A 17,858-nucleotide genomic window follows, 5' to 3' on the forward strand; every position below is an offset into this window, starting at 1 on the left:
GATGCCCCGCTTCTTCATCGACCGCCCGGTGTTCGCCTGGGTCATCGCGATCGCGATCGTGCTGATGGGCGTCATCGCCATTCCGCAGATGCCGGTTGCCCGCTTTCCCAGTGTCGCACCGCCGACCGTCAGCATCTATGCCAGCTACCCCGGTGCAACACCGCAGACGCTGAACGACAGCGTCGTCTCGCTGGTTCAGCGCGAGCTTTCGAGCGTGAAGAACCTGCTGTATTTCGAAAGCTCGGCCGACACGTCGGGGTCTGCGACGATCACGGCGACCTTCCGCCCCGGCACCGACCCGGAGCTGGCGCAGGTCGATGTGCAGAACCGGCTCAAGACGATCGAGCCGCGTCTGCCGCAGGTGGTGCGCCAGACCGGCGTGACCGTCGAATCCGCCTCGTCAGGCTTTCTGATGATCGTCAGCCTGTTGTCGGACGGACGGCAGGACGAGGTCGAGCTTTCCGATTACATGACGCGCAACATCGTCGATGAGCTGAAGCGAGTGCCCGGTGTCGGCCGCGTCCAGAATTTCTCGGCCGAGCGCGCGATGCGGATCTGGATCGACCCGGCAAAGCTCGCCGGGTTCGGGCTGACCGCGACCGACGTGACCGCCGCGATTGCCGAGCAGAACGTCCAGATCGCACCCGGTGCGCTGGGCGCCGAACCGACGACCGCGGGCCAGCGCGTGCTGGTGCCGCTGACGGCCGATGGCCAGCTGAAAACCCCCGAGGATTTCGCGGCCATAATTCTTAAAGCGGATACCGACGGATCGAGCGTGACCCTCGACAAGGTCGCCCGGATCGAGCTTGGCCGTCAGAGCTTCGGCAACGCCACCCGCGAGAACGGCAAGGTCGCGGCGTCGGTCGGCATCCAGCTCACGCCCGGCGCCAACGCCGTCGCTGCGTCAGGGGCCGTACGCGAACGGATGACCGAGTTGTCCCGCGCACTGCCGCAGGGAGTGAGCTGGACCGCCCCGTTCGACACCGCCCCGTTCGTGCGCATTTCGATCGAGAAGGTGCTGCACACGCTGGCCGAAGCGATGGTGCTGGTCTTTCTCGTCATGTACCTTTTCCTGCAGAAGGTCCGCTATACGCTGATCCCCGCGATCGTCGCGCCGATCGCGCTGCTCGGCACGATCGCGGTCATGCTGGCGACCGGCTATTCGATCAACGTGCTGACGATGTTTGGCATGGTGCTGGCGATCGGCATCATCGTCGACGATGCGATCGTCGTCGTCGAGAATGTCGAGCGACTGATGCACGAGGAGCAGCTGTCGCCGAGGGACGCCACGCGCAAGGCGATGGACGAGATCACGCCCGCGATCATCGGCATCACGCTGGTGCTGTCGGCCGTCTTCATCCCGATGGCGATGGCGACCGGATCGGTCGGTACGATCTATCGCCAGTTCTCGATGGCGATGGCGGTATCGATCCTGTTTTCCGCGCTCCTGGCGCTGACGCTCACCCCGGCGTTGTGCGCGACGTTGCTAAAGCCGCTGGAGGACGCGCCCCGCAGGAACCGCTTCTTCACATGGTTCGACGATCGGTTCGACCGGTTGACGCAGCGCTATCAGGGCTGGGTCGCGCGGCTACTGCAGGCCAGCGGGCGGATGATGCTCGCCTTCATCGCGATCGTCGGGATGCTCGGGCTCGCCTTCGCCACTCTCCCGTCCTCGTTCATGCCGGAGGAGGATCAGGGCTATTTCATGACCAGTTTCCAGCTGCCCGCCGATGCCACCGCGACGCGCACGCTGGACGCGGTGCAGGCCTATGAGCGCCATGCCGCCACCCGCCCGGGGATCGATACGACCGAAGCGATCCTCGGCTTCGGCTTTTCGGGCTCGGGGCCGAATGCGGCGATGGTCTTCACGATGCTGAAGGATTGGGGCGATCGGCGCGGCACGAACGTGGCCAAGGAAGTGGCGGCCGCAGAGACAGCGATGGCAGGTGCCATCCACGAAGGTCAGGTGATGAGCATCATGCCCCCGGCAATCGACGAACTGGGCACCTCGTCCGGTTTCGCGCTGCGACTGGAAGATCGTGCAGGCAAGGGCCGCCAGGCGTTGTTCGCCGCACGCGACCTGCTCATCGCGCATGCGGCCCGCAGCGCCAGGCTAAGCGGCGTCTACGCCGAGGGGCTGCCGGCCGGTACCAGCGTGCGGCTCGACATCGACCGGGCAAAGGCGCGTGCGCTCGGTGTGTCGTTCACCGCGATCAGCGACATGATCGGCACGGCGCTCGGCAGCAGCTACGTCAACGACTTCCCCAATCAGGGGCGCTTGCAACAGGTGATCGTGCAGGCCGAGCCTGCGCACCGCATGAACCTCGACGACGTGATGCGTCTGCGGGTCAGGAATGCAGCCGGCGGCACGGTACCACTCGCCGAACTGGTCACGCCGGTGTGGAGCAACAGCCCGCTCCAGCTCGCCAGCTACAACGGCTATCCCTCCGTCAGCATTACCGGCACCGCTGCTCCCGGTACGTCCAGCGGCGATGCCATGCGCGAGATGGAGAGGCTTGCAGCAGACCTGCCCACCAGTTTCGCGATCGAATGGACCGGGCAGTCGCTGCAGGAGCGCAACGCAGGCGCCCAGGCACCGGTGCTGCTGGCCTTGTCGATGCTGGTCGTGTTCCTGGTGCTGGCCGCGCTCTACGAGAGCTGGTCGATCCCGTTGGCGGTATTGCTGGTCGTCCCGCTCGGGTTGATCGGCGCGGTAGCGGCCGTGCTGCTGCGCGACCTGTCGAACGACGTGTTCTTCAAGGTCGGGCTCGTCACCATCATCGGGCTGAGCGCCAAGAACGCGATCCTGATCGTCGAGTTCGCCAGGCAATATCGCGAGGCCGGCAGCAGTCTGTTCGAGGCGGCGATCGCCGCTGCGCGCGTACGGCTGCGCCCGATCGTCATGACCAGCCTTGCCTTCACGCTCGGGGTGATGCCGCTGATGCTGGCGGGCGGCGCAAGCGCGGAAACGCAGCACGCGATCGGCACCGGCGTGTTCGGCGGGATGATTACGGGCACGCTGTTGGCGCTGGTGTTCGTGCCGACCTTCTTCGTGGTCGTGGTGGGCATGGCCGAACGCTGGCGCGCGCGGCGGGCGGGCAAGGCGGCATGACGATGCGTTCGCTGATCCTCGCCGTGATGATGGCGACCACCGCAGGCTGTTCGATGACGCCGAAGCTGGCGCTGCCGACGCCCCCCGTCGCAGATGCCTATCCCTCTGCGCATGGGAGCAAGGCGCTGCCGGAATGGCGGGGCATGTTTGGCGATGCGCGGCTGCAACGGCTGATCGCGCTGTCGCTGGACGAAAGCCGCGATCTGCGTATCGCCGCGCTGAATGCCGAGATGGCGCGCGCGCAGGTGCGGGTGCAGCGCGCGCAGTCGCTGCCCGCGGTCAACGTCGACGGCGGCTATACGCGGCAGCGCCAGCCCGCTGGCGTGGCGGGCGCCGGCATCGGCCTGACGCCCGGTGCGGGAACGGGAAGCACGCCCGGCGGATACACGTTCGGGCAGTTCACGGCGCAGGCGGCGCTGACCAGCTTTGAGATCGACCTGTTCGGTCGCCTGCGTGCACTGAACGAAGCGGCGTTTCACCGCTGGCTCGCCACGGTGGAGGCGCGCCGCGCGGTGCGGCTGACGGTGATCGGCGCGGTCGCCGACGCCTATTGGAACGAGCGTCTTGCCGACGAGCAGCTTGCGCTGACCGCGGCAACGCTGGCCGACTGGCGCACCTCGCTCGACATCACCCGTCGCCGTCACGATGCCGGGCAGGCGAGCGGCGTCGATCTGGCGCAGGCCGAGGGGCTGGTGCGCCAGGCGCAGGCCGATCTGGCCCAGCGCGAACGCGAACGCGCGCAAGGGACCAATGCGCTCGTGCTTGCGGTCGGCGCGTCCCTCCCGATCGACCTGCCGGCCCCGGTCCCGTTGATCGAACAGCCGATCCGCACCGCTCTTGCAGCGGGTGCGCCGTCCGACCTGTTGCTGCGTCGCCCCGACATCGGCCAGGCGGAGCAGGATCTGCGCGCCGCCAATGCCGATATCGGCGCGGCGCGCGCGGCCTTCTTTCCGCGCGTGTCGCTGACGGCGGCCTTCGGGTTCGCAAGCCTCGCGCTCGACACGTTGTTCCGCGGCGTCAACAGATCATGGTCCTACGCGCCGGCGGTCAGCGTCCCGATCTTTCGCGGTGGCGAGCTGCGCGGCAATCTCGATCTCGCCCGGCTGCGCACCTCCACCGCTGTCGCAACCTATGAAAAGGCGATCCAGACCGGGTTTCGAGAGGTCGCAGACGGCCTTGCCGCGCAGGCGACCTATGCGACGCAACTGACCGAGCAGCGCTGGGTGGCGGCAGCAGCGGAGCGCCGCGTGTCGCTGTCCAGCCTTGCCTATCGTGCTGGCCAGACAGGCCGGCTCGAACTTCTCGACGCGCAACGCGCCGCCTATGCCGCGCGGCAGATGGTGCTGACCGTCCGTCGCGATCAACTGACCGCTGCCGCCGCGATGTACCGCGCGCTGGGTGGCGATACCCAAGCCGGGAAACAACAATGAACCAGCGTTCCGACCGTTACCCGTTGCCGATGCGTCTGCTGCACTGGATGCGCGCGACATTGATCCTTGCGCTTATCGCGCTGGGATGGGCGATGACCGCGCTGCCCGACAGCATCGCCGCCAAATTCGAATGGATGTATCCCGTCCACAAGGAATTCGGCGTGCTGGCCTTCATGACCGGGGCGATCGCCCTGTTCGTTCGCCATCGATCCGGCGTGCCGCCACATCCCGGTGGTCTGGCGAGATGGGAAACGACGCTGTCGACCATCGTGCAATATGCGATGCTGGCGCTGGCCATGGTCGTGCCGCTGATGGGCTACGGCATGTCCAGCTCGTTCTCGCAGAGCGACGGCGTGCCCTTCTTCGGTCTTGAGCTGCCTGAACTGCTCCCCAAGAACGATCACGCCTTCGCTATCTTCGCATGGGCGCACAAGACGCTGGCTTACACGCTGCTCGTGTTGATCGCGCTTCATGTTCTGGGGGCGCTCAAGCACCGCTTCCTTGATCGTGGCCGCGACGCCGACGTCCTTGCGCGAATGCTATGACGTCGGCTCCGAACATCGACCCGGCCGCGACAGGATCGAGCATCGATCCGGGGCTTGGCTGGAAATGGCGCTACTGGTCGATCTTCGGCGGTCAAGCGCTGTCGATGATTGGGACGGCAATGACGCAGTTCGTCCTTATCTGGTGGATCACGGATACGACCGGGGATCTCGGCGCGCTGACGACCGCCGGACTCGCGGCTCTGCTGCCCCAGGCGTTGCTGGGCCCCCTCGGCGGAACGTTCGCCGATCGCTACAGTCGGCGGTTATTGATGATCGTCGCCGACCTGATCGCGGCTGCCTGCATCGTGATCCTGATCGTGTTGTTCCTGACCGGGCAGGTTGCGCTGTGGCACGTCTATGTCGCCATGTTCGTCCGAAGCGCAGCGGGTGCATTCCAGATGCCGGCATCGTCGGCGAGCACCGCGATGCTGGTGCCGCGCGGCTTCCTCCCCCGCGCAGCAGGGCTGAATCAGACGCTGATGGGGATCGTCACCGTCGCTGCCGCGCCGCTGGGCGCCCTGGCGATCGCGGTGGTGCCGATCGGCATGGCGTTGTGGATCGACGTGGGAACCGCCGTCCTGGGCATCACGCCGCTGCTGATCTTCGCGGTCCCGCAACAACGCGGTGACAGCGGCAACGCAGGCCTTTGGCCGGAATTTCGCGAAGGCGTTGCGGTGGTTCGGCAAAGCCCCCTTCTGCTGCGCATCTACGCGCTGCTGACCGCGGTGGTGTTGGTCATCATGCCGACCTTCACCCTGTTGCCGCTCTTGGTGAAGCAGCATTTTGGTGGTGGCCCCCAACAGGTCGCGATCCTTGAAAGTATCGGCGGTGCCGGGATGATCGCAGGCGGGGTGATCGTTGCGACGATCGTGCCGAAGCACCTGGTGCGATGGATATTGTGGGGCTTCACCTTGTCCTGCGCGACACTCGCTGCGACTGCCCTGATGCCGCCTGGGTTATTCTGGCTGGCGACCATGTTCTGGGCGGTCAGCGGAGTGACCTTCATCATGGGGGATGCGCCGTTCACCACGCTCATCCAGACCACGGTGCCCAACCGGCTGCAGGGACGGGTGTTGGCGCTGCTCGGGACGCTGATGGGTCTGGCCGCCCCGGTCGGCCTGCTCGCTTCGGCCCCGCTAGGCGACATCATCGGCGTTCGCTGGCTGTTCGTCCTGCTGGGCGGCGCGGGCACGCTGGTCTGCCTGCTCGCATTCGCATCAAAAGCGTTGTGGAGCGTCGATGCAACGGAGAGAGGCATCCACCGGTAAAGACCGGCATTTGCAAATGGGACCGACACCCTCTCGCGTGCCCTGAGCGAAGTGTCAAAGCCGTCTAGAACTATTGAGAACCGGCCAGCATCTCACCAACCGACCCTCAGGTGGCGCTCACCTGCTGTCCGTAACGCAGCGCCCACACCGGTCTTTTTCAACAGGCATGTCCGGTTGTCGAACCACCTCCGATCGCCCCTTTTCGGTGGGATCGCGGGTGTCAGAACCCCGTCTCACAATCCTCCACGAAGGAGGTGGATCTTATGGTCGCGGAAGCAGCCGATACAGCTTTCCCGCAAACGTACATGTGGCGGGAAGGCGCGGCGGGCTCGAACAGCGGCGTTCCGGGACGGCGGCCATTTCGGATGTATTGGTCCCCGCCTTGGTTCAGACCGCAATCTCACGATGCTGCGTTGTGTTACCGAGCGTGAAACGTTGCAGATGGTGGCAACAGTGAAGATCGTGTCGGCCCCCGATACGGCGCCGACACCAATCACGATCGCGGGCCGACGGGCGGTTGTGCGGTGTCAGTGACGCGTCAGGAGCACCGGGCGGCTACCGACCTTGATCCGTAGCAACGCATACGGCTTGCGACGCAGGTCGCGTCCGCCATGAAAGCCGGGCTGGCGATGCAGCTGGTTCGCGGTGAAGTAAAGATAGCCATCGGAGCCAATCGACAGGGTATCGGGCCAGCTGATCCGCGGATCACTGACCAGCGTCGACCAGGCGCCGCGATCGAGCATGCGGATTGCATTGTGCTCATAGTCGCCGGCGAAGACGCGACCCCTGTCGTCCTCGGCAATGCCATCGGACGCCCCCTTGCGCCCCAAGCTGCGTACCGCACGGCCGAGCGTGTCCTCCGAAACCGAAGGATCCCGCAGCAGCGCCGTGGGCACGGCATGCAGGGTGCGGCCCGAGAGGGGGCCGTAATACAGCGTTTTGCCATCGGCGCTCAGGGCGATGGCGTCACTGGCGATGGCGATCGGCGTCGCAGGCCCGTTGGCCGGGCGGTTCATCAGCACCTCGCCATCGACGGTCGGCGTGAAGCCCGGCTCAGGATTGGTCGTTGCATGGCCCGACAGACGGCGGATTGCCCGACCACTGGCGAGGTCGACGACGATGATGCCGCCCACGCCGGCGTTGCTGCTGTCGGTGATGTAGGCGACGCCCTGTGCCCCCTGTCGCAAATCGAAGCGGACGTCGTTGAGATAGGTCGTCGGCAGCACGACGCTGGACGGCAGGACGATCGTCTTGACCACCCGATTGGTCGCGAGGTCGATGGCTACAAGCTTTGCACCCCCGGCCTGGGGCGGCGCGAAGTTCGGTGCGGCCGTGTCGAGCACCCACAGGCGGTTGGCGCCGTCGGCGACGACGCTCTGCACCGAGATGAAGTGGCCGGCCGGATCGGCCGGATCGGGCCGATTGGTCGCGGCGTCGGGATAGGGCACCGCCTTGCCATCGACCAGCTCGGCAACCGTGAAAGGCGACTGATCGCCCCATTGCGGAAAGTTGACGAAGATACGGCCGTTGGGCGCGACGGTCACGCCGGTCGGCATCGCGCCATCGAACGCAGCGACGCGCTCGATCCGGGTTGGTCGCGCGGTGTCGCGGGCGGTCGCGCTGACCGTGATCGAGGCGACGGCAGCGGCGGCGAGGAGCAGTGTGGCGATGCGTTTCATCGCGTCATCTCCTTGAGGACACGGCCCGCCTCATGCGGCTCGGACCGGAGATATTGCGGCGGCGCCTTGACCGAAGCGCCAAGCGCGGCGGCAGCGTGCCAGGGCCAACGCGGATCCCACAAGGCAGTGCGCGCGATGGCGATGGCGTCCGCATGCCCGCCCTGCAAAATCTGTTCGGCCTGCTGCGGATCGGTGATCAGGCCGACCGCGATGACGGGCATCGTGACCGCGTCCTTGACCGTCCGTGCCAGCGGCACCTGATAGCCGGGACCGATCGGAATCTGCTGGCGCGGATCGAGACCGCCGCTCGACACATGGATGGCGGCACAGCCGCGCCGTTCCAGCGCTTCGGCGAACTGCGCAGTTTCCTCCGCCGTCCAACCGCCCTCGACCCAATCCGTCCCCGACACGCGGACAGTGACAGGCCGGTCGGCGGGAAACGCTTCGCGCACGGCATCGAAGACCTCGAGCGGGAACCGCATACGGTTGGCAAGGCTGCCGCCATAGGCGTCATCACGATGATTGGAGAGCGGCGAGAGGAATTCGTGGAGCAGATAGCCGTGCGCGGCATGGATTTGGATCGCGTCGAGCCCAAGCCGCGCTGCCCGGCGGGCAGCGTCGGCGAAGGCATCGCGAATCCGCGCCAGTCCCGCTTCGTCCAGGGCGACGGGCGCGTGATCGGTCGCGGCATAGGGCATCCCGCTCGGCGCAACCGTTTGCCAGCCATTCTCGGCATCCGGCGCGATCTGCGCACCCCCGTGCCACGGCTTGGCGCAGCTTGCCTTCCGGCCAGCGTGCGCCAGCTGGACGACGAGCGGCATGTCCGACCAGCGGCGCACGCTGTCGATCACGAGCCGCATCGCCTCTTCGGTACGGTCGTCGTACAGACCGACGTCGCCGTACGTGATCCGCCCTTCCGGGCTGACCGCGGAGGCTTCGATCGTCAGGGCGCCTGCCCCCGCCATGGCCAGCTGGCCCAGATGCATCTGGTGCCAGTCGGTCATCGCACCGTCTTTGGCAGAATATTGGCACATCGGCGCGATGACGATGCGGTTGGCGAGGCTCAGCCCGCCGACCGTCAGTGGTTCGAACAGCAGGGCCATCACGCGTCTCCCATGGTGGGCAGCGCCGCCGCAGAATGAGCGACACACAGCAAGGTTTGAAAATTCCGCACGATCACGCCGCCTTTTCCTTGAGGGCGTCCATCACGAGTTCCGCCGTACGGGTCGCGCTCGCCGGGTTCTGGCCGGTCACGAGATTGCCGTCGCGCAGGGCGAAGGGGGCGAAGTCCGGGCCTGCCTCATGCTGGCCGCCGAGTTCCTTGAGGCGGGTTTCGAGCAGGAAGGGTACGGCCTGGTCCAGTCCGACCGCGCGTTCCTCGCTGTCGGTGAAGCCGGCGACACGCCGGCCGGCGACGAAGGGCGTGCCGTCCGCCTTCCTGGCCGACACAAGACCCGCCGGGCCATGGCAGACGGCGGCAACGATCTTGCCCGCGCGGTCGAACCGCTCCACCAGCCGCGCCAATTCTGCGCTTCCGGGATAATCGAACATGGTGCCGTGGCCGCCAGGCAGGAACAGCGCGTCATAGCCGTTGGGATCGATGTCGGTGAATACCGGCGTATCCGCGACCGCGGCCTTCAGCGCCTCGTCCTTCAGATAGCGTTCGACGGAGGCGTCGTTCTCGCCGTCCGCATTGACGCTGCGCTGGTCGACCGGCACCGCACCGCCCTTGATCGAGGCCAGTGTTACGTCGGCCCCGCCATCGCGGAAGACGTAATAGGGGGTGGTCAGCTCTTCCAGCCAAACACCGGTCGGTTCGGTCCCCGGGGTCATGCGGTCGGCGGACGTGATCACCATGAGAATACCGGTCATCGTCAAATCTCCTGTTTCGTAAACATCGCGAACGCGGGCACCGGTCATCGTGGGCATCGCGCCGGTCGCGGTGGGGCGATCCGGTGGCGGCGACCAGGCACCCGTCAAGTCCGTACGCCACATCAGATAGGCCCTTGCGGGCATCAGCAAATCCAAGCGGAATGGCGATCGGCCATAAAACAGGTTATGGAAACCAAATGTCGCTGTCGCAGTTGCGCACCTTTGTCGAAGTCTATCGGCGCCGGTCGTTGAGCGAGGCCGCCCGCGCGATCGGCATCACCCAGCCCGCCGCATCACAGCACATCGCCTCGCTCGAGGCACAGCTCGGCCACCCCCTGTTCGATCGTCATTCCCGCGGCGTGCGGGCGACGGCGATCGCCGACGACCTTGCCGCATCGATCGGCAGCAGCCTCGACACCGCGGAAGCGGCCCTTGCCACGGCGCGGGCGCGATCCTCGCGGATGTCCGGCACGGTGCATATCGCGGCGCCATCGGATCTCCTGGGCGAGATGATCACGCCCAGGCTGGCACCGTTGCTGGACATGGGCCTGGATCTGCGTCTCCACATCGGTGGGCGCGACGCGCTCTATCGCCTGCTGCTGGAAGACAAGGTACATCTGGCCGTGACGGCGTCGCAACCGGACGAGCCCCGGCTTGCCTTTCAAGAACTGGGCGAGGAGGATCTGCGCGCCGTCGCCGCGCCGGCGGTGGCCGAGCGGATGGCAGGCCAACCCCTTTCCGCAGCCCTCGACCGCATACCGCATTTGGCGTACGACCTCGATCGCCCGCTGCTGCGCGCTTGGCTGGAAGCCAACCGCATCGAACTCGCCCGTCAGCCTGCCCTGACCGCACCTGACTTGCGCGTATTGCGATCCGGGTTGTGCGCCGGCCTTGGCTGGACGGTCCTGCCCGGTTACCTTACCCACGCCGAGCGTGCCGCTTGCACGCTCGTCGAGATACCTGCCCCGATCAGGGTGCCGTGCAACACCTTCTACCTCGTCTGGGCACGATCATCGCTGCGGCACCCCCGCGTTGCACTCGCCCGCGATGCATTGATCGCCGCGCTTCGAATTTGAACCCTCAACCCTCGCAGGAGCGGCCGGCAGCACTCGATGCCGCCCGCCCAGGCGCCAATCGCATTGCCAAGATCGACCGCACGCTCCGCTACGTGGGCGTCGACGTGGAGGACGCTCTAGAACTGGCCGAACGCACTGAGGTCTGAGCCGACCCAGAACCCGTCGTCTATCCCGCTCGAGCCGCCGACTGAAACAGGCCGTTCGTTCACCTTGGCAGACGTAAGGCTTTACGATCGTCCGATAAAAGCGTGGCGCGGTCCAATACGGAGAGGCTGAAGACGATCGGAGATGTCGTCTCCAGCCACTATTTCAGCGGAACGAACCGCTCAACATGATACCGAAGACGCGTGGGTCGTTATAGATTCCCGCACGATAATTCGACGTGTCGATCACGCCGATCAGATTGGTGCGGTTCGTCAGGTTGCGGACGAAACCGGCGATTTCGTACGCGCCGAAAGCATAGCCGATCCGGCCACCCAGCTCGAAGTTGCCATCGGCGTTGTATTCGACCGAGCGATAGAGGACGAAGTTCGTCTTGCCCTGCATCGTGAAATCGCTCGCGATGAACAGCTTGCTGTCGCCAGCGATCGGCAGGTCATACCGCGCGTTGATGTTGACATTATAGTCCGGCGCATTGGGAAAGGGATTGCCGTTGATGTTGGCGTAATAATTGTTGCCGATCCGCACCGTAGGATTCAGCACGGTTTCCGACAACACGCCGCCGGCGGCACCGGCTTGGGCGAACACGTTGGGGGCGTTGATCGCGGTATGGAGGAGGCTGAGCCCGGCCCCGATGCGCAAATTGTCGATCGGCCGCGCGTCGATTTCGAACTCGCTACCGTAACCCTTGCCCTTGCCGCCGTTGAACAGCACGCCATTGCCGTTGCTGTCGTTGCCGTTCAGCTGGATGTTGTCGACCTCGTAGTAGAAGCCGGCGACGTTCACGTTGATCCGGCCATCGGCGAACACGGCTTTGATGCCGCCTTCGTAGCTGGTGTTCTTTTCCGACCCGGCGGTAGAATAGGCCGAAGCGAAGACGGCCGACCGGCCCTGCACCGTGGGGCCGCGGAACCCCCGGGCATGGCGCGCATAGACGCTGACGTCAGGCGCCAGCTTATAGAGCAGGCTGACATCCCAGCTGGGCTGGGTGTCGGAGAGACGGCAACGCGTCGCCGCGCCGCAGGCATAGGACGCGGTGGGCGCGGTCGCCGGAACGGTCAGCGTCGTGAAATTCGGGTTGAGCAGCAGATTGGTGGTGCGGATGTCGTTGGTGATCCGCACGCCGCCGGTCAGCGTCAACGCGTCGGTCAACGCATAACTAGCCTGGCCGAACGCGGCCCAGCTGGTGTTGACGTTGCGCAGCAGGATATAATTGCGCGGGTTCGGCGTCGTGCCCAGCGCGTTGCTGGTCAGGAAGAAGGAGCGCTGGGCGAATTCGGTCCGGTCGCGCGCATCAAAATAGATGCCGCCGACCTGCCACTTGAAACGCCCGGTATCCGGGCTGGCGAGGCGCACTTCCTGCGTCCACTGGTCCAGTCCGCGCAGCCGGCCCCGCGACTGGCCGCAGCCTGCCGCGCAGATGTTGGGCGCGACGCCGCCGAAATTCGCCGCCGCACCGCCATCGGTATCGCCGCGGCTGAACCCCGCCGCGTGTTCCCAGGCAGTGATGGACGTCAGCGTAGCGCCGCCGAAGTCGTAATCGGCCTTCAGCGACAGGCCCTCGTTCTTGTACGCCTGCGGATTGTTGCGCGCCTCGTCATAGGCCACGACGCGGCGATCGAAGCTGGCGGGAACGGCGTTCGTACCCACCCTGATCGACCCGCGATAGAAGATCGAGGCCGTGCCGTCATAGTCGCGGATATGCCCCGACAGGCGCAGGCTGGCCCGGTCGCTGGGCCGGGCGAGGATCTGAACGCGCACGTCCTTCTCGTCGAATCCGCCCATCACGTTCCGACCAGGGACGGTGCCGTCGTCGGACGGGCCGGTATAGGTGTTGCTGATCCAGTCGGCGCGATGCTGGTACAGGCCCGACACGCGGATGCTGACGCTGCCGTCGCGCGTCAACGGACCGCCGACACCCATATCGGCGTTGATGCTGTTGAACGTGCCATAGCTCAGCGAACCGCGGCCCTGCCACGTCTCGGTCGGCTGCACGCTGTCGAACTTGATGATACCGGCGGTGGTGTTGCGGCCGAACAGCGACCCTTGCGGACCCTTCAGCACCTCGACCTGGGCGACGTCGAACGCCGGATTCGACTTCAGGACGACATGCTCCTTCACGACGTCGTCCTGGATGATCGACACGGGCTGCGACGCGCCGAGATAGAAGTCGATATTGCCGAGCCCGCGGATGTAGAAACGCGGAAAGATGCGCCCCGTGGTCGATTCCACGTACAAGCCGGGCACGCGGCCGGATAGCGACAGCAGCGTATCGGCCCCGGCCGCCTGATAATCGCGGAGCGCCTCGGGTCTGATGACCGACACCGCGACCGGTACATCGACGGCGTTCTCAGATCGCCGGTTCGCGGTCACGATTATCTCATCGCCCGCATCGCCCGTATCCGCGACCGCCGTCGCTGGCGCGGTCTGGGCCTTGGCAAACGGAACGCTGGAAACGGTTGCGGTACCAACCAGCAGCAACGCTGCAAGTTTGCGGTAATTCATGGTAAACATATCCCCCTGGCGGCCGATCCGCGTTCTGCGCGCCGGCTCGCTTCGGATCGACCCCTGCTCGGGAACTATGACCGTTTCGCGACATCCGAAGCGCACCGGCAACGACGCCTTAGTCTTCGTGACCGGGAAGTATAATTGGGGCCCGCAGCCCGGCCTCAAGAAGCTGACCGATCATTTCCTTGAGGAATGGTTTTGGCGCCCCGCTGCGATCGCCAGCTATTCCGCCGGGCGCTTGGCACGGCACGCTCACGGAGATGGGGATGGTCGTGATCTCGATCACTCTGACAGTCGGCGCGATCGGTAGCACACTCGACGTCACGGGAAGCCCGTCCGGTGATGGCGGTACGGCTCTTACCAAGGCTTTCCCCCGATTCGCCGATGATCTGGCGTGGTGGACCGAGGCGGCCCGTGAGCAACGCGTCCGGGTAGCCCCGCCCTACTGACGCAGGTGACCCATGCGGCAACACTCAGGCCACCGTGCGCGCTTCCCATAGCACGAAGCCGCTGCGCGGCAGTGTTGTTCGCGGTGAAGTAGCGCGTCAGCACTGAGGTTTGGCCCTGCGGCAGCGGGGGCAGACGATGGAGATCCTTCAACAAGAGGAACTCCATCATGGCTACTGCACTTGTCGAACCGAGCGTTACCCCACTGCGTCAGCGGATGCTCGACGACATGGCGATGCGTTCGATGCGGGCTCGGACGCAGCACGACTATGTCCGCCACGTCCGAGCCTTCGCGGCGTTCATCAAGCGCTCGCCGGACACCGCGACGGCCGAGGACGTGCGTCGCTTCCAGGTCCATCAACGCGAGCACGGCGTCAGCGAGTCCGTCATCGGCGCCACGGTATCGGCGTTGCGCTTCCTGTTCGGTGTGACGCTCGACCGGCCGGACCTGTCGCGCAAGCTGGTGCTGGCGCCGCGGCCCCGGAAGCTGCCCGACGTGCTGAGCGTCGATGAGGTCGCGCGGCTGCTCGAGGCGGCACCGGGCATCAAGTACCGCGCGGCACTCGGCGTGGCGTACGGCGCCGGCCTGCGCGTGTCCGAGGTTGCGCATCTCAAGGCCGACGACATCGACAGCAAGCGCATGCTCATCCGCATCGAGGAGGGGAAAGGCCGCAAGGACCGCAACGCGATGCTGTCGCCGCAGTTGCTCGAGCTCCTCAGGATCTGGTGGCGCGAGGGCAAGCGGCGCAGCGTCCTCTTGCCGCACGGGTGGCTGTTCCCAGGCCGCAGCTACACCGACCCGATCTCGACACGGCAACTACACCGTGCGGTCCACGAGGCGGCCGAGGCGGCGGGCATCCGCAAGCGGGTCAGCCCGCATACGCTGCGGCACAGCTTCGCCACCCACCTACTGGAGCAGGACGTCGATATCCGCGTCATCCAGGTCCTGCTCGGGCACAGCAAGCTTGAGACGACTGCGCTCTACACCAAGGTCGCGACCCGTACGATCCGCGCCGTCACCGGCCCGCTCGACCAGTTGATGGCGCTGATGGAGGGCAGGACGCCCGCCGGGTGACGCCCGAGTGCGCGCCTCGCTCGAGGTGGCCGACATCTTCCGCGCTGCCGGTCCTGCATACCGGATGACCCGCGCCGGGCACCTCAGCCTCGACCAGTTGAAGGTCATGTCGGCGATAGAGACCTGCCGAACCGCCGTCATGGGCGGACACGTCGAGGCCTGCACCGACTGCGGGCATTGGCGGGTTGCGTATAACAGCTGTCGCAACCGGCATTGCCCGCGCTGCCAGGGGGCGGCCGCACGCACCTGGCTCGCCGAACGCGAGGCCGACCTGCTGCCGGTCGGCTATTTCCACGTCGTCTTCACGCTGCCCGCCGAGGTTGCCGATGTAGCGTGGCAGAACAAGGCGGCGGTCTACGGGCTGCTGTTCCAGGCGGCGTGCGAGACGATGACGACCATCGCCACCGACCCGAAGCATCTCGGCGCACGCATCGGCATGACCGCAGTGCTTCACACCTGGGGCTCGGCGATGACCCACCACCCGCACATCCATATGATTGTCCCAGGCGGCGGGTTGTCGCGGGACGGCCGTCGCTGGATCTCGTCACGGCCGGCGTTCCTGCTGCCGGTGCGCGTCCTCGGCAAGCTGTTCCGCCGCCTGTTCCTGACCCGGCTGATGGCGCTGTACGACGCCGGGCGGCTCGGCTTCCACGGCAGCCTCGCGCATCTTGCCGACCGGCGGACGTTCCTGCGGCACCTGGCCCCGGTCAGAAAGAAGCGCTGGGTGGTCTATGCCAAGCCGCCGTTCGCCGGCCCCGAGACGGTGCTCGCCTATCTCTCGCGCTACACTCACCGCGTCGCCATCTCGAACAGCCGGCTCCTGCGCTTCGACCAGACCGGCGTCACCTTCCGCTACAAGGATTACCGCCGGGGTGGTGCTGACCGCCAGCAGGTCATGACGCTCAGCCCCGACGAGTTCATCCGCCGCTTCCTGCTCCACGTCCTGCCCAAGGGCTTCCATCGTATTCGCCACTATGGCCTGCTCGCCGGCGCCACTCGCAAGGCACATCTCGAACGGGCCCGCGAACTGCTCGGTGTTGCGCCACCACCAATCGATGCCACGTCGACGGTCGAACCCGACGACGTCCGTCCGCCATGCCCGTGCTGCGGCGGGCGCATGCTGGTCATCGAAACCTTCGAGCGCTGGCGACAACCCCGCGCACCGCCGCATGACACCAGCGCGACCGGGACCACGACGCCATGACCCGGCACGGCCTGCCTTCATCCCGCCACGCGGCTCCCGCGCTTACGGCGTTCATCCCACTCGCGCCGGCGAAACCGCCAGTCACATCGACGCTTGCCCCGACCGCCTGTCCTGGCCGACATCCATGCCGCACGCTCTTGCCGAGTGCCGCGTCGCGGCCTCACACCGTTAATCCCGCCCGACATCACACCGACCGGCCAGCCACCGGAAAACCGCTTTCCCCATAGACCAGCGCCCGTGGCCCGCGGCTTCCTGCTTTGGAGGATATCATACACCTGCCGGTGCCTGATTTCCTTCACATAAGCAGTCATTGAGTGTTTGTTCAGCGGTTCCTTCAACTTGCCATTCGTTCAGCTGTGGTCGGCTGCTTCTGCCGGTTTGATCCACCGCCGTAGCGCGAACCGCAACGGGCGGTCCCAGATGCGATAGGCAGCCACGGCTAATACGATCGTGAAGACATACAACCCGATCGCGACGGGGCCTGTAACGGCACCCGGCCCATCGCCGGTCGCCATCCAGTTCATGTACGGATACACGAACGGATAATGCGTGATGTAGAGCGGATAGGAAATCTGTCCGGCAGTCCGGCACAGGTGCGTCATGGTCGGTCCACCCCGCGAATGTCGGCCTGCCACGATGATCGCCGGAAACAGGATGATGACGCAGAACGCCTGATACAGCCCGTTCAGCTTGATTACGCCGTCGGTTGGCATTGCGGGGGCTGCAAAGGTTAGCAGCAAGATGACACTCAAAGGCAGGAACCCGACACGCCAGCGCGGCAGACGGTGGTGCAGACGAAACAATAACAGACCGGCCAAGAACGGATACGCAAGCCGTACCGGCGCTCCCCAAAAATTATGTAGCCCCCACCCGGTATCGTATGATCCGAGAGACATGGCAGTGGCCACCGAGGCCAGCCCAGCCACAATTGTCGCACCCGCCAACCACGGGGTTTTGAGCCGTCGCAACACCAGTGCGTAGGCCAAGTTAGCGATATACTCCTGCAGCAGCGTCCAGGCGGGAGCGTTGAGCGGATGACTGTCCCCCAGCCGGTTGGGCAACGGCGCGGAGGGTAGTGCCAGTAACGCTGCGGCAAACGCTGCGAAGATCAGCATCGCCGGCGCGTCCTGCCGATTGCCAGCAAACGGATCGCCGATATAGCTCAGCAGTCCGAGCACCGCGCCGAGCAGTACCAGCGGATGCAGCCGGATCAGCCGACGCGTCAGAAACTGCCGGGTCGTCATCGTGGACCAGCGATCGTCATAGGCATAGCCGACCACGAAACCCGACAGCGCGAAGAAGAAGTCGACTGCCAGATAGGCGTGCGGCAACAACAGACGCTGGGAATCGAACAGTACAGTAATGCCCTGGATATGAAACGCGACGACGAGCAGGGCTGCGATACCCCGCAGCCCGTCGAGAACCTGAAAATGTGCCTTTGTCCCGTCCGACGCGATGCGCGGCCCGCTCTGCGGAGGCATCG

Annotated in this window: 15 protein-coding genes; 10 read left to right on the forward strand and 5 right to left on the reverse strand. The window is 65.8% G+C overall.

The features are described from left to right. Window position 1: 1 nt before the first annotated feature. From ASE67_RS16350 to ASE67_RS16365, 4 genes are read left to right on the forward strand one after another with little or no spacing between them, the layout of a single operon-like run. Complete coding sequence (locus tag ASE67_RS16350) at window positions 2-3,112, forward strand: multidrug efflux RND transporter permease subunit (protein ID WP_055763794.1); 3,111 nt, start codon at window positions 2-4, stop codon at window positions 3,110-3,112. Then, window positions 3,109-4,542, forward strand: a complete 1,434-nt coding sequence (locus tag ASE67_RS16355; RefSeq protein ID WP_235511960.1) for an efflux transporter outer membrane subunit — start codon at window positions 3,109-3,111, stop codon at window positions 4,540-4,542. The genes ASE67_RS16350 and ASE67_RS16355 overlap by 4 nt, the downstream gene beginning before the upstream one ends. Beyond that, window positions 4,539-5,087, forward strand: a complete 549-nt coding sequence (locus ASE67_RS16360) for a cytochrome b (protein ID WP_055763795.1) — start codon at window positions 4,539-4,541, stop codon at window positions 5,085-5,087. Before ASE67_RS16355 ends, ASE67_RS16360 begins: the two co-directional genes overlap by 4 nt. Then, window positions 5,084-6,355 (forward strand): MFS transporter, encoded by a 1,272-nt coding sequence (locus ASE67_RS16365; RefSeq protein WP_082457206.1) that lies wholly within the window; start codon window positions 5,084-5,086, stop codon window positions 6,353-6,355. The genes ASE67_RS16360 and ASE67_RS16365 overlap by 4 nt, the downstream gene beginning before the upstream one ends. Window positions 6,356-6,882: 527 nt before the next feature. On the opposite strand, the gene ASE67_RS16370 is transcribed toward ASE67_RS16365, so the two are convergent. From ASE67_RS16370 to ASE67_RS16380, 3 genes are all read right to left on the reverse strand, one after another. Then, on the reverse strand, window positions 6,883-8,034 hold the full coding sequence (locus tag ASE67_RS16370; protein WP_055763798.1) for an L-dopachrome tautomerase-related protein: 1,152 nt from the start codon (window positions 8,032-8,034) through the stop codon (window positions 6,883-6,885). After that, the gene (locus tag ASE67_RS16375; RefSeq protein WP_055763800.1) at window positions 8,031-9,137 is read right to left on the reverse strand and encodes an NADH:flavin oxidoreductase/NADH oxidase; all 1,107 of its coding nucleotides are present in this window, start codon (window positions 9,135-9,137) and stop codon (window positions 8,031-8,033) included. Before ASE67_RS16375 ends, ASE67_RS16370 begins: the two co-directional genes overlap by 4 nt. 73 nt (window positions 9,138-9,210) lie before the next feature. After that, on the reverse strand, window positions 9,211-10,062 hold the full coding sequence (locus ASE67_RS16380) for a type 1 glutamine amidotransferase domain-containing protein (protein WP_235511961.1): 852 nt from the start codon (window positions 10,060-10,062) through the stop codon (window positions 9,211-9,213). Between the two features lie 5 nt (window positions 10,063-10,067). Here ASE67_RS16380 and ASE67_RS16385 point away from each other — a divergent pair, with 5 nt between their 5' ends. Both ASE67_RS16385 and ASE67_RS18295 read left to right on the forward strand, forming a co-directional pair. Beyond that, complete coding sequence (locus ASE67_RS16385) at window positions 10,068-10,982, forward strand: LysR family transcriptional regulator (RefSeq protein WP_235511962.1); 915 nt, start codon at window positions 10,068-10,070, stop codon at window positions 10,980-10,982. Further along, window positions 10,979-11,128: a hypothetical protein gene (locus ASE67_RS18295; protein WP_156348666.1), complete on the forward strand. Its 150-nt coding sequence runs from the start codon at window positions 10,979-10,981 to the stop codon at window positions 11,126-11,128. The genes ASE67_RS16385 and ASE67_RS18295 overlap by 4 nt, the downstream gene beginning before the upstream one ends. 163 nt (window positions 11,129-11,291) lie before the next feature. On the opposite strand, the gene ASE67_RS16390 is transcribed toward ASE67_RS18295, so the two are convergent. Continuing rightward, a complete protein-coding gene (locus ASE67_RS16390; protein WP_055764006.1) occupies window positions 11,292-13,646 on the reverse strand; it encodes a TonB-dependent receptor in 2,355 nt (784 codons plus the stop codon). 76 nt (window positions 13,647-13,722) lie between these two features. On the opposite strand from ASE67_RS16390, the gene ASE67_RS18805 reads away from it, so the two are divergent. The 4 genes from ASE67_RS18805 to ASE67_RS16405 all read left to right on the forward strand — a co-directional run bounded on the left by ASE67_RS18805 (window position 13,723) and on the right by ASE67_RS16405 (window position 16,375). Next, window positions 13,723-13,959: an NAD(P)H-dependent oxidoreductase gene (locus ASE67_RS18805; RefSeq protein WP_327196685.1), complete on the forward strand. Its 237-nt coding sequence runs from the start codon at window positions 13,723-13,725 to the stop codon at window positions 13,957-13,959. Then, window positions 13,916-14,098 carry a hypothetical protein gene (locus tag ASE67_RS18660; protein WP_235511963.1) on the forward strand — a complete coding sequence of 61 codons (183 nt, stop codon included), beginning with the start codon at window positions 13,916-13,918 and terminating at the stop codon, window positions 14,096-14,098. Before ASE67_RS18805 ends, ASE67_RS18660 begins: the two co-directional genes overlap by 44 nt. Before the next feature lie 167 nt (window positions 14,099-14,265). Next, a complete protein-coding gene (locus ASE67_RS16400; RefSeq protein WP_055763804.1) occupies window positions 14,266-15,171 on the forward strand; it encodes a tyrosine-type recombinase/integrase in 906 nt (301 codons plus the stop codon). 7 nt (window positions 15,172-15,178) lie between these two features. Then, entirely contained in the window at window positions 15,179-16,375 is a 1,197-nt protein-coding gene (locus ASE67_RS16405) for an IS91 family transposase (RefSeq protein WP_055763807.1), read from the forward strand. Between the two features lie 350 nt (window positions 16,376-16,725). Here the strand turns inward: ASE67_RS16405 and ASE67_RS16410 are convergent, their stop codons facing one another. Beyond that, window positions 16,726-17,856, reverse strand: coding sequence for an acyltransferase family protein (locus ASE67_RS16410; protein ID WP_055763809.1), 1,131 nt, complete (start codon window positions 17,854-17,856; stop codon window positions 16,726-16,728). Window positions 17,857-17,858: the final 2 nt, after the last annotated feature.

The sequence above is a fragment of the Sphingomonas sp. Leaf23 genome, assembly GCF_001421585.1.
Classification (GTDB): Bacteria; Pseudomonadota; Alphaproteobacteria; order Sphingomonadales; family Sphingomonadaceae; genus Sphingomonas.

What these genes read in the sequence shown, in the direction of transcription:
- ASE67_RS16365 (WP_082457206.1), top strand. Translation starts at nt 5,084, where the DNA reads ATGACGTCGGCTCCGAACATCGACCCGGCCGCGACAGGATCGAGCATC.
- ASE67_RS16355 (WP_235511960.1), top strand. Translation starts at nt 3,109, where the DNA reads ATGACGATGCGTTCGCTGATCCTCGCCGTGATGATGGCGACCACCGCA.
- ASE67_RS16385 (WP_235511962.1), top strand. Translation starts at nt 10,068, where the DNA reads ATGGCGATCGGCCATAAAACAGGTTATGGAAACCAAATGTCGCTGTCG.
- ASE67_RS18805 (WP_327196685.1), top strand. Translation starts at nt 13,723, where the DNA reads ATGACCGTTTCGCGACATCCGAAGCGCACCGGCAACGACGCCTTAGTC.
- ASE67_RS16350 (WP_055763794.1), top strand. Translation starts at nt 2, where the DNA reads ATGCCCCGCTTCTTCATCGACCGCCCGGTGTTCGCCTGGGTCATCGCG.
- ASE67_RS16370 (WP_055763798.1), bottom strand. Translation starts at nt 8,034, where the DNA reads ATGAAACGCATCGCCACACTGCTCCTCGCCGCCGCTGCCGTCGCCTCG.
- ASE67_RS16375 (WP_055763800.1), bottom strand. Translation starts at nt 9,137, where the DNA reads ATGGCCCTGCTGTTCGAACCACTGACGGTCGGCGGGCTGAGCCTCGCC.
- ASE67_RS16360 (WP_055763795.1), top strand. Translation starts at nt 4,539, where the DNA reads ATGAACCAGCGTTCCGACCGTTACCCGTTGCCGATGCGTCTGCTGCAC.
- ASE67_RS18660 (WP_235511963.1), top strand. Translation starts at nt 13,916, where the DNA reads ATGGTCGTGATCTCGATCACTCTGACAGTCGGCGCGATCGGTAGCACA.
- ASE67_RS16410 (WP_055763809.1), bottom strand. Translation starts at nt 17,856, where the DNA reads ATGCCTCCGCAGAGCGGGCCGCGCATCGCGTCGGACGGGACAAAGGCA.
- ASE67_RS16400 (WP_055763804.1), top strand. Translation starts at nt 14,266, where the DNA reads ATGGCTACTGCACTTGTCGAACCGAGCGTTACCCCACTGCGTCAGCGG.
- ASE67_RS16390 (WP_055764006.1), bottom strand. Translation starts at nt 13,646, where the DNA reads ATGAATTACCGCAAACTTGCAGCGTTGCTGCTGGTTGGTACCGCAACC.